Annotated in this window: 5 protein-coding genes; all 5 read right to left on the bottom strand. The window is 49.3% G+C overall.

Annotated elements, in window-relative coordinates:
• Positions 1 to 2: 2 nt before the first annotated feature.
• Genes B5D63_RS26850 through B5D63_RS26830 form a run of 5 tightly spaced genes read right to left on the bottom strand, consistent with a single transcriptional unit; the run spans position 3 to position 12114 of the window.
• On the bottom strand, positions 3 to 758 hold the full coding sequence (locus B5D63_RS26850) for a LolA3 family protein (protein WP_078671955.1): 756 nt from the start codon (positions 756 to 758) through the stop codon (positions 3 to 5).
• 4 nt (positions 759 to 762) lie between these two features.
• Positions 763 to 1995, bottom strand: coding sequence for a hypothetical protein (locus tag B5D63_RS26845; RefSeq protein WP_143313116.1), 1233 nt, complete (start codon positions 1993 to 1995; stop codon positions 763 to 765).
• 11 nt (positions 1996 to 2006) lie between these two features.
• The gene (locus tag B5D63_RS26840; RefSeq protein WP_078671953.1) at positions 2007 to 8777 is read right to left on the bottom strand and encodes a DUF5977 domain-containing protein; all 6771 of its coding nucleotides are present in this window, start codon (positions 8775 to 8777) and stop codon (positions 2007 to 2009) included.
• 32 nt (positions 8778 to 8809) lie between these two features.
• Positions 8810 to 9922, bottom strand: a complete 1113-nt coding sequence (locus tag B5D63_RS26835) for a hypothetical protein (RefSeq protein WP_078671952.1) — start codon at positions 9920 to 9922, stop codon at positions 8810 to 8812.
• An 8-nt stretch (positions 9923 to 9930) separates the two neighbouring features.
• Positions 9931 to 12114, bottom strand: a complete 2184-nt coding sequence (locus B5D63_RS26830; RefSeq protein ID WP_143313115.1) for a hypothetical protein — start codon at positions 12112 to 12114, stop codon at positions 9931 to 9933.
• Positions 12115 to 12345: the final 231 nt, after the last annotated feature.

The raw sequence follows: 12345 nt of genomic DNA, 5'->3' as shown, positions 1-12345 counted from the left end.
CGCTATTGAAGCTGGGGTGAACCGGAAAAAACCTGATAACCGGCGTAAGTAGCCGCGGGGACCAGACTTTTATCCGTTTTATGGAAATATCTTTTTTCATCAAAAATGGCAGCTACAGCGGCTGGCTTCAGCGGTTGGTAGCCGGATAAAAGCACGCTCATCATGGCATATTCCTCATATCCTTCGCCTGGCTCCGCACCGTTCATCATCAGGGAGGTCCTGATCTCCATGTTAACGGCCATCACTCTCATGCTGACGGTGTCCGCCACCACTTCCATTGATTTGCACGAAGCGTTCGGATGAAACAGGAACCGGATTGTTTTCGCAGCTCCTTTACTGTTAACAGTACAACCGGTCAGCAGGCTGTCTTTCAACATCGCCATGAGGTTGCCCAACGGTTGTGCGCCTTGCGGTGTAACAGCAGCATTGGTTACATAAATAAGGGAGTCCTCGTTAAACACGGTTATATCATAGCGGTCGTTATGCAACATTTCCGTATTGCCGATTATGCGGCAATACCGGCTGCTGTCCACGGTCATGGTACCTTTCTTTGATTCCAGCACTACGCCGGGCTCAGACGCATTGCTGTAGCGGTATTCCACCTGGCAACTGTAAGGGCTGGCCGTCCCCGCTGCCTGCAGTTTGTGTATCAGGGCGACCACCTTTTGCAGCTGAGGGTCCAGGGAGGATGATTGCGCATTGGCATCGATATGACACAACAATGCGTATGCGATAAATAGGGCGATCAGTTTTCTCATATCTCTATTCTTTTGCCAGGGAGCTTCTTGTTTCTTTAATCGTCATTACACCTCTTTCTGTTTCCTTTTTCAGACGAATGAGCGTTCCGTCATCATCATACTCATAAAAGGCGGCATAGTTGTTTTCATCCAGTTCAGCCATCAATCGAAGAGATACGGGATCATATACGAATGATTTCATATTAGCATTGAAAGGGTGTACGCGTATATCGTCAAAAAAAACGGCGGTATTGCCTTTTGATTTAAGGATAACAGACAACGTTGTGGCGTTAGCCGGCACATCGATAATGGTTTCATACCGTTGCCACCCGTCGATCAGGTAGCCTACCGGTCTTATGTGATAGACCTTATCACCGGTATGCACTTCCACCGCTGCGTTACTATACGTAATACAATTACAGGGCGCTTCCTCTTTTGCCCAGGCCGATACCAGCAACCTTGTGCCTTGTACCGGAGAGAAACCTGGTAACAGGGCTGCCTCACCCGCCCTGATGCTTTCCAGTATCTGGCCCGGATAGCGACAGACAGCATTTTTACGGTTAACCGTCAATGTGAAATCCTGGTTATTGGCTGGTACCACCATGGCGCTTACTCCTTTATCCTGACCGCTTTCCACGCGCAGAGAATAACGGCCGGTATGCGCATTGCCATTGACCATAGCCGCTTTGTGCGCAGAAAAGTCGAGTGTGCGGCTACCGGAACAAACAACATCACAGGTAGTGCCATAGCTGTAGTCTTCAAAGCCTTCCGCAAAAGACTCCCGGTAGCGGCTATTCTGCACTACTGCCACCGGCAGGGCATTGTCATACCCGTAAATACCGGCATTATACCTACCCAGCGGGTCGTGGTTCTCCAGCTCAAATCCTTTAGCGTTAAAGAGCGTGCTTTCCGCGTTCCACACCCACCTGTTGGTATCTTGTGACGGCTGCCAGGCGCCGGCCATATTATTCCAAAACGCGATAAAAGAAGGGATGGTCCCATTATTCCGTATGTCTGTGGCGGCCGCCGGATCTTCCTCCGCGCGGCTGCCATAATAGACATAGGAGCGTGCCGGGCGCCAGTTGCCGGCAATGCCATAGGTATAGGGATTTACGCTCACTTCTGTGATGCCACTGAAGCACCCACCGGAAGTGTCGGGCTTCAGGGCGCCGGCAGCGGTAGTGCTGATAGCGCTGCTGGTGGTCAATAATATCAACGCCAGTGATGAAAAGAAAAAGCTTTTATATAATAATCTCATATTAGTGGACATTAATTAGTACCTGATGGAACAACAATCAGCCCGGGAACCGGAAGTAGTGTATAAGTATTAATTGTTATAATAAAGTGTGTAGGCGGTTCCTGATGATCATTAACCCATTTCTTCATCGCCTGGTCGACTCGTACCAACTCGTTTGCCGCAATCACCTGGGAAGTCCCGTTGCATATCGCTGTAATAGGCGGCAAATCTGTTTCTACTGGAGGTCTGGAACCAAACTCGTCGTGTTCGTTTATCACCTGATGACGATTAACAGTTACTGCCATGTTCTGAACAGACAGGGGCATTGTGCAAGCAGCATCCTGGTAAAAAGATACCTTTATGTCTGCATAGAAACGTTCCGTAATGGCAATGCCATTTTCAGCTATTGTTGATGACTGGTTCTCATACGTCAGCTTAGCGTAAACCGCATAGCATCCGCCGTGAGCATTCGCATATGCCTGGCCGTTAGCCTCCAGGTAATCTTTCGCTTTCTTGTTAGCCTCCTCACAGGTGGGGGCCTGGAACATACCGGCCTCCACAGTGAAGGTCACCGCAGCACCTATACCGGTTGGGCAATCATTTTTATAGAACACCATAGATTTAGCATCATTCAGGCACCAGCATACTGCTTTTTCATTCGCTTCCCGCTGTCCATTGGCGGCAATATCGGCCAATGCAGCCTGCCTGGCTTCCTCACAGGTAGCACGCACATATTTACCTGCTGGCACTACGTAGGCATAGGGTATCGGCATTGTACATACCTGACTGTAGAAGCTCCCTATTTCCTCTGCGTTCGCACAACCACATATTCCCCGCTCATTAGCTTCACGCTGCCCATTGATATCAATACTATCCAGAACAACCTGCAGGGCCTCCTCACAGGTGGCACGGAGGTATTTTCCGGCCGGGACAGTGTAGGTGTATGGCATTGCAGCCCCTTCAGGGCAGTTCTGGTTGTAAAAGACCTTCTTCATTTCGGGACTCAGGCAACCACAACGCTTGTGCTGCTCTGCAAAAGCAGGCCCGTTAGCTGCCAGATCGTTCTCTGCTTTCAGATTGGCTTCCTGTTTGGTGCTTCCGGTATACTTGCCATAAGGCACGGTGTATAATATCAACGTATCTACGGCCGCTCCGGGACAAACCGCTCTGAAATACCGGGACACCATATCATTTTCATACAATGGCGGTACTTTCACTGGCAGCTTCTTATCCTGCACTTTCCAGAGCTGCTTGTATTCCACCGCGCTGGCATTAATAATTCTCTTTCCAGCATTGATGTCGAACGTATAGGTGTCTCCGCTGCTCTTCGTTAGCGGGTTTGACAACATCGTCACTTCACCGGCGGCGGCGAACATATTTTTTCGCCCCGACCGGATGATCTTAATGGTAGCATCCTCGCCATTGAAAGGCATTCCTTCTTTGGTCATGAAATAAATATCCGGCTGTCCTCCGGCGGTGATATTGGCATCTACCGCCCAGATCCTGTTTACACCGGGAAAGGCCGCTATCCAGGGTTCGCACTCGGTGCCACCAACGCCGCTTTTAGCATACACCAGTATTTCGTCGCCCGGATAGAAATAATCATTCAGGGAAACACCAGCGGGGAAGCCCTTTATAATGCGGCCATTCATACAGGAAAGCCCGGTCATTGTGAGTTGTATATTTTTATAAGCTCCGCTCATACCTTCATACATCCATCCTGTGGGATAAGAAAAATGGTACAGCGGATCATTGTATTCATTCTGTACGCTGGTCAGTAACACATCTCCGGTCTCCTCGTCATACAACAGGTTATGAGTAGCCACTCTGCTGCCTTTGTCCACCGCCACCACACTGTCTATAATACCATGTCGGTTGATCACCTTTGTCATGGCAACAGAGCGGTACAGGTTTTCCTCCCGTTGAGAGAAATTAAAGAGCGAAGGGATGATCATCACCGGCGGAATTCCAAAGGAAAAAAGATCTGCATTCAGATTGGCATTATTGGCATTAGTGACAGCATGTTCCTGCCGCATGTCTGTCATCAGTTCAATGTCTTTCCCGATCACCGCACCGGAATTCACGATCCCGCGGTTATTTAATGTCAGTACCGTGTTATCCAACCGCGTGACGCCGTCTTTCCTGGTAGTCTTGTAATAATAAACAGCGCTGGTAACAGGATTGTACGGGTCTGTTTCCGCGTATACCGCCTGCGAGCGGGGCTTACCATTCATATCGTTCAACTCCACCCGAAAACCCTGTGACACCGCTACAAAATGACGCGCGTTGATCTTCAGAAAATTATCAATAGAAGGCTTGTAACGTTTTTTGGTATCTCCATCAATAAGTGTCCGGTCCGTCAGCGTCGGATAATCGTAGGTGGTGTAAAAACAGTTCTCTGTGAACCCGTTGGCAGATCTTGTGTTCTTCTTGTTGATAGAAGACACCCGCACTTTACTATATCCGACCATAGGAGCCGGAAAAAACGATTCTCCGAAAGGTTCTTCTGCATACCCCAGGGTTACAGGAGCCAGGGCAGCCACCTGTCCGGTATAATACACAGGTTGACGGAACGGGTTCTCCTCCCCTCCCATTACCGGCTCATAAGCTGCTACTCCGCTGCTGATCTGTATTGTATCTCCATTAACTACGGTTGAAGTGGTGTACTGGTATTCCTGTCCGTACTGTGACGTTGCCTGGTGCGTCATTTTATTCCAGTTGTCAGAAGTCACAACACGTTTTACCCGCAGCCCGCCACCATATTTTTTAAATGCAGGGCTGTTCAGCCTGACGAAAGAACGGCTTAGATCAGCATCCCTGGCCCAGCCACGTATTCGGCTGTTTTCTTCAAAGGAGTGCATGGTATTCCGGATATTGTCTGCCATACTGCCCAACACCTTTACCATGTTAGCCACATTTACATCGTCCCCGATGTCTGAACCGGGAAACGCTTTGGACGGCAGGTTAAGACGCAGGAATTGAAGAGCAGCCATTGTGAGCGGACTGAATGAGCCGCCTGGTTCTCCCCTCTTATTGATGGTGGCCAACTTCAGCCAGATCATATCTCCACCGTTGAAATAGCCGTAATAAGGGCCGTTGGCTTTATCCAGCTTCGCATAACAGGGAACAAATTCATTGCCTTGCCCATACTGGTCTCCCGGCATTTTTACATTCAGCCGGAAGCTTAGATCCTCAATGCCTTCCAGGTACCGCTTATATAATTCCTCCTTAGAGTGTACAGGCACCGGTACCTTCACGGAAACGTATATATTATCTCCGCTACTGTTGTACAAACTATTGGTAAGGTAACCGGTGTGAAGGGGCTCTGCCTGTGAGAAGCCGGCGATGTTCATAAACTGCATAGCCCGCTTGTTTTGCACATAGGCGTAGTCGTCACTCTCGTAGGTAACCTTCATTTGAGCCCCGGATGGCAAAGTAATTTCGTCCAGCGTCCAGGCGGCGGCATTATGTGCGGCCAGCGTACTGTCCTGAATCACATAAGGGTAATCTGCATTGGACAACCCGCCCGGATTGTCTGCCGGACTTTTGTAATTGCCCCAACGGTCGTACTGCTGTGTTGCGTATGTGGGATTATGTGTATTATAACGGAATACATAAGGATTTTTTCGCCCTTTGGTATTACCGTTATAGGAAAACCATACGCTGTCCAGCGTAAGCTTGCCAAAGTATTCAGAGCCATCTGCCTGCTTACATAAGCCATAGCTATAGGAGAAGTGTACCGTCTTCACCGGTACAGCCGAAGCACCTTTTGCAAACTCGGCTTTCGTGTACAGATCAATTTGCCTGAGCCTTTTTGCCATGCTGGGAGAACGTTGGCCTGTAGCGTCCATTTGCATCAGGTCTTGCCGATCTTCCAGTGTAAAAATAGCGATCATGTTTTTTGACTCCACGGAATTCAGGTACCACAATTCTTTTTTGCCGGCCACGTAACTTCCTTTATCATCCCGGTCATCCGTTTTGAGCCCTTCCTGGTAAGATGCCTTATTGCTATTGGGAGTACGCCACAACTGTGGGTTGTTGATGCCTGCTACTTTCGTATAGTTAAATTTCACTGCATTGCCGGCGTCATCATCGGAGATACCGTTGCCGGTGGCGTCCACATAATCCGGGGACAGGATACCCGTTAGCAAAAAGCTGTGTGCGTATGCAGGGACCGTTTCTTTGCTAAAGTAGTAGTCGTTTCCGCTGGTATTTTCTCGGGAGTTCTCCTTTGGCGAATAGCTGGTCAACCCGGTAGCAGCGTCGCCTTTCGTCGATTCAACGGAAAAGGAGGCCTCTTCCTGTCCCAGGTTGTATACCGGTATACCATATACGTAGCGGCGGCCATCATTATTGAGCACAGATATTTCAGAAATGTGGTGCGGTTTGCGGTAGGCATTTACACGCTGCTCCCTCACAATACCGTTATTCAGTTTTACACTGTCTTGTGGCGCAGAAGCGACCAGGCAAGATTTAGGTATATAGCCCCAGTCGGTCATGTTACCGTACTTCCACAATAAAATCATCCGCGACCATGATTTCTGATTTTCATAGATGATTCTGATATTATAGAGACGGCCTCCCTGCAGATTGACGGTAGCTTCCTTGTAGGCGCCGCTGTCATGCCAGGCATCCAGTATCTCCACATCTTCTATCAACAGGCGGCATCCTTCGTCAACACTCGCCCTGAACTGATACTTTCCGTCTACCGGCGCCCTTAAACGGCCGGTCCAGTAAGTCCAGAAATATTCGTATCCCAATGGGCTTGGTGGCCAGGTATTGGGACCACCCTCGAGATTCATAAAATTGATCATGGTATCCACGCGCTGAAAGGTTTGTTCTCCCCAGTCCCACATTTTATGATAATCGCCGTTCAGGCCGTACACCTGTTCGGGAAACTCATCCGGTATCACCTTATCGTCACACGTATTCACTACAGCCTGATTATAACCATAGCTGTCAATGTATTTCGAGAGCCCTGCTTCGCCCGCTTCTTTCGCTGTCAGGTAGCTAATCACCTGCGTACGTCTTTCCCGCTTCTGCTTTTTCATGATTCCGGCAGGAAGCGTAATGTCAGATACATCACGCTTATTGGCGTAACGCATCAGTTTATTGGTGGAAGTGATAACAGAAGAGTTTCTGTACGGCTGAAACAGGCGGGCTGTCACCAGATCATCATCACCTATGGCATCCATAAACGTTTTGTTGTTCAGCGTTTTTTCACCTGGATTGCGGAAATAGGCAGCTTCATATTCTTTATCTGAGCGGGTAAAGGCCAGATTAGATGCCAGTGGATTATAAATATTCCACATACCTGTTTCCGTATAACTGCGTGTAAACGTCAGATCAACACCGGCGTGGAGGATATCTCCATAGCCAACATCGAGACTATATCGGTCGGATTTATCCTTAGTGGACACTAACGGGTCGCGCATATATCCCAGATCATTCCGATAAGCGCGGAACATACCGCCATTACCTTCTCCCGAAATGGAGAAAACATCATACGTATAGGACGGCACTGCAATATTAGGTACCGGAGGATACTCGCGGTAAGGTATGTCACGCTCTCTGTTGAAATCCAGCAGGCTGCCGCTGTTGTTAATGCCATTCTGGTAATTGAGGTAACCGTATGCCGGGAAAGACCTCTTCTTGTCTCCTTCCTCAATATATTGACGGGTCTGGTATCCCCCCAAAGCAAATGCGGTGCTTAGTACATTGTAGGACGCCCCAAAACGGGTGTTCACCGTGAAAATACGGTTGGTAAACGGAATTACTGTACTGGGCGTAAAGCCGGGATAAGCAAAGGAAATGTCTGTCGAAAAAGTACTCGATCCACTCTCTGTCCCTTTTTTGGTCCATTTACTTTTGTGGTATTGCCGTAGTCCGGCACTGAACTGCAGCGCCTTCATACCGGAGCGGGAGTTGTAGGCGCCACCAATAGTAAAAGTACCGTTGTAAGCGCCTTTGTCGGTGACCTGTTCCTTCTCCGGCGTTGAGTAGGACAACGAAGGCGACAGCGTCAGTCCCTCCTGAGAATTGTTGGGCAGTGACAATCCTGCGGTAAAGGCTCCCATTGATTTACTGCCTGCGCTCAGGGAAACATTCAACCCGTATTCAAGTCCCCAGCCTTTGTAGCTGTTATGGAAAATACCGACCTGTACACCACCGCCGCCACCGACAATACCTTTGGGGAAACCAGCTATTTCCAGGTTAAAACCGGTAGTCACCCCCAGTGTTTTGTTTTCTTTTATACTGACTTCCTTTGTAATCTGGTCCTGCCCGTTAAAATCATCCGGAAGCCCACGCATGTTACGGTTAACGCTACCCGGGTTCAATGTCCATCCCAGGCCTACCCAGCTTGCTTCCTGGTCCATGGAAACGCCGCTGTTGTATCCCATCGTCAGCGGATACCCATCTACATCCAGCAGCGGGAGCGTATAGGAAAAGTCGCCGGTGAACAGGTCCACCTGGTTTTGATCCCCTACGGAATGGAAGCCCTGTGTCTCTGGTTGTGTGGGCCCGCCAAAGGCCTTGGCGGCCGCTTTCACTACTGAAGATGCAGGCGCGACTGGCGCCGCAGCGGATGCCGGAGGCAACGAAATTACTGAAGCAGCCGGAGACAACGGAGCTACCGGGAAAACGGCAGCCGGCATACTTACCTCTTTTACTGTCCGGGACGACATGCGCACAGCCCGCGTCCCTCCGAACGCATAGGCAGGCAATATAGCTTCTACATACATCAGCGTAAGCAACGCAATGGAAGTTGCTTTTTTGGTCTTACCCAACAATCGCAATATCATGTTCCAAATTATTTATAGGTATAGGGTTTCTTTTATTCTGTCGCTGTATTTTCTTCAGGGTTATAGGTAAAGTTCATTCTCCACCGCTCGTCGCGGGAGTTCTGCAGGATAAGTGCATAATATGCACCTGTCTTCAGCTTACCGCTCCTGCGCAGCTTCAGCTCCAGCAGATTATTTCCCGGCTGTAGCGTGATAGTGCCAGACATGATCTCACGGTTGCCGTTGTCCAGTGATATGATACTGTAACGGGTATCCGCTTCCGCAGTTTCATTCGTATAAGCGAAACGCAGCACATTACCGCAATTGGTCACTACGCCGTCCACTTCTCTTTTCAGGGACACATAAGGACTATTATACGCCGGCATCAGGGCTTTACTGTTCAACCGGAACGTCCATATCTCAGTCTGTGCTGCAAACTGCCGTCCGTTATAGGCTTTCACCGTCCAGGCATACGTGCGGCCGGTATCCAGTGGAACGCCACCGGAAGGATAAGCTGCAAATATCTGTCGCAGCGCGGATGCACGATATACGGGGATATTAGTCTGTACCGCTTCCGCAGCTGATTGCCCCTCTCTCTTCTCCGTCACCACCAGTTCATAATTCAGGTCCGTAAACAATTGCAGCGGTGCAGGAGGTATCCAGGTAAATTGCGGCAGCCGTTGTTCCAGCACGGAAGCATCGGTCGGCATATTCAGCAATGGCGGACTAAGTGGCTCCACGGTAAATGGAATACAATCCTCTGTCGCCGGTTGGCCGGCTTTATCTCCATCCAGCACTACACTGTAACAGGCAAGGTAGCTACCAGGCGACAACAACCCCTCCGGCCTTCTGTCTGTGGTCATCACGAGATATTCATATTGTACCGGCGCCAGGTCTTTCTCCTGTAGCTGGTTAGCGCCCGGGGTCAGCACCACGGTCCTGGTAACGGCTGTCAGCACAGGCTGCGTGGTGCCCGCATCCGATAAACGCAGCAACACACGTACAGCCGCAGGTCTGTTACCTGCATTCACCAGCACCAGGTTCCACAGTTGTGGTTTCACCAGCACACCTACCGGCGGCAGCTGCACGGTCATACTCACCTGCGCAAAGGTTTCGGTCAGAAACAGGCCCATACAGATCAACAGGGCATAAATTTTTCTGGGCATACAATCAGTTAAAAGGTCCGGGTATAGGTTACTCTACCAGTATTGTTCGTGACAAGTTTTTTATGGGCCCCTGGTATAAAGCCCTTATCTGCATACAGCCCGATCTCTCCGATCCAGGGTATCCGGAATTTGGAATGACCGGAATATCCCAGCAGCGACAGGCCATACACCGTTTGGCGATTATATTTCATTCCTCCTCCCAGCTCCAGCCAGTGAAGCGCTTTCCAGCTTACGTCAGCACCGGCGCCGTATAAGCCGTACTCCTGGTTTACCGCTGCCGACAACTGTCCGTTCAATGTAAAACGGTCAAGGAAAAGCGTCTGCGATGCCATCAGGTTTTTACTGTTGAAGTAGACGAAGTTGCTGTCTGTTTGCCGGTTATAAAACTGCGAATAGGATATCACACTATTCATTTTAATGCCACCCAAACTATAATAATGGCTGGCGGTGCCGGTCAATGTATAAAACAGATGCTCCACAAAATAATCATCACTCAGTTTCATCAGTTGTGAAGACGGCTGATAACCGACGGTGATCACCGGCCAGTGTTTTTTCCGCCATGTAGCCTGCAGGCTTTTGAAGACGGTATTACTATGATAGTTGGCCGGCATCATATACGTCACATAGTCATTCTTCCGAATGGCAGCACTGATCGTCAGCTGCCGCCTGAAAAAAGGCTGATCTATCCTTATGTTCCAGGCCGTCTGCCTGGAGCCGGTGGTATACAAACTGAACGACTGGAAATCGCGTCCCATCTGCTTAAACATACCACTGATATTCGTCTGTGTCTTTTCCACGACTGTACTGAATTTCAGGGCATAAGCCTCATTGTGGCGGGAGCTGAAATTCAACATACTGTTAAAAGGCGATTCATGCGAAGCAGCTCTCGCGTAATAGGGCATCGACGACTTTGCCATTTCAGCGGTGATACAGGTAGCGCGATTGAGCCGCCATTGGCCTTCCAGGGCTATGCCCATAATGTGTTGACCAGCGTAGGTGGCAGGGTCTGCCCCCTGGGTATTCATATTATACAGGTCTTTTTTTCCGGTGTAATAAGTAAGGATAACGTTGTTACCTTCTTTCATACCCAGGCCTGCGCGTACCAGGTTCAGGTACTGACGGCCCCGGTTTTCTTTTACGATATAGTTACGGAAACGGTAGTCTACCGCGCCTGATGCTACCGCCAGATAAAAGGAAGGGTTATATTCCAGTTGCACACCGGTGATACTGATATCTTTTGCGGTCAGCTCCGAATAGTTCACCATCGTTCTGCCGATGCCGAAAGAGCGGACAGACAAGAGTGTCCGGTATCCTTTAGGCAGCATGCTGTCCGGCAGGTTCATCCGGTCCAGTGCTGACACCAGTTCCCCATTGGTTTTGCTGTGAGTGATAGCATCCACCAGGGAGGCGGTTCTCTGCCCGTATTTTGTATTCAGCTCACGATATTTTTTTTCTGCTATCACCAACCTACCGGTTAGCGAATCCGCTTCCTGTTGTTTTTTGTGGTAATAGGCCTCGAAAGTATTTTCCGGCAGCTTATTTTTCAGGCTGTCTTTAACCGCCGTTATCTTCTCCTGAAGCTTCCACTTGTCCGCGATTCGATTGGGATCTATTTTTAGTTTATTCCGCCACTGATCTACATTTCCCAGCCCGGCCGCCAGTTGCCTGACAGAATCGGTTATACCATAAAAATTTTTCTCTTTCTCTTCCACCAGTCGTTGCAGTTGCGCCTGCGACGACAACCATCCGCGGAGGGCGGACAAGTTAGCGCCGATACCGGAGATCGCGGACCGCAGCTTTTCCAGCTCCTGCAGCTGTTTCAGTTTTCGGCCGTCCCACTCCCGGGCACGCGCCAGCAACATCTGTTTCAGATCGCGGTTGGTGTATTGCAGATTGATACCGGTAATGTTTCTGAACAAACTGGAGTTTCCCATTTGTGTACTGAAAGTCAGGTGTAACGGATATCTGTTTTTTACAGTGAGGTCCAGTACGGTTTGCACAGTATGCTGATAGATGTCATGCTCTACGTAGGGAGTATCAACATTCGACTGATAAAACAGATCATAGGAAACATTGCCGTGGATGGTAATCCATGGCGTCCGAGGCAGCGTAGGTATAACCTTAACGGGCATACGTTTCCTGGCTACGGGCGCAGTTATCGAATCCCGCTTTCCGTAAAGTTCCACAGGCATAAAAAAGGGCGCTTTACAACCCTGCCGGAGGATAAGGTATCCAGTATCATTCACAAATGCACCCTTGAACACGTTTAACTGGGCATGTACGGGCATGACGAACAATATGGGAACAAACAAACAAGCCAATAAAGTTTTCAAAATTCAGGTATATCTGGTTAGGATAAATCTAAACGACAATCATAAAATTCATATCTGGTATAGGCAATTCCGTTATCAATTCTATATTTC

It is taken from the genome of Chitinophaga eiseniae (assembly GCF_900167135.1).
In the GTDB taxonomy this organism is placed as follows: Bacteria; Bacteroidota; Bacteroidia; order Chitinophagales; family Chitinophagaceae; genus Chitinophaga; species Chitinophaga eiseniae.
This window is presented reverse-complemented; position numbering and strand designations above follow the sequence as displayed.

Coding starts and splice junctions, on each gene's coding strand:
- B5D63_RS26850 (WP_078671955.1), bottom strand. CDS start 758: ATGAGAAAACTGATCGCCCTATTTATCGCATACGCATTGTTGTGTCAT.
- B5D63_RS26830 (WP_143313115.1), bottom strand. CDS start 12,114: ATGCCTGTGGAACTTTACGGAAAGCGGGATTCGATAACTGCGCCCGTA.
- B5D63_RS26845 (WP_143313116.1), bottom strand. CDS start 1,995: ATGAGATTATTATATAAAAGCTTTTTCTTTTCATCACTGGCGTTGATA.
- B5D63_RS26835 (WP_078671952.1), bottom strand. CDS start 9,922: ATGCCCAGAAAAATTTATGCCCTGTTGATCTGTATGGGCCTGTTTCTG.
- B5D63_RS26840 (WP_078671953.1), bottom strand. CDS start 8,777: ATGATATTGCGATTGTTGGGTAAGACCAAAAAAGCAACTTCCATTGCG.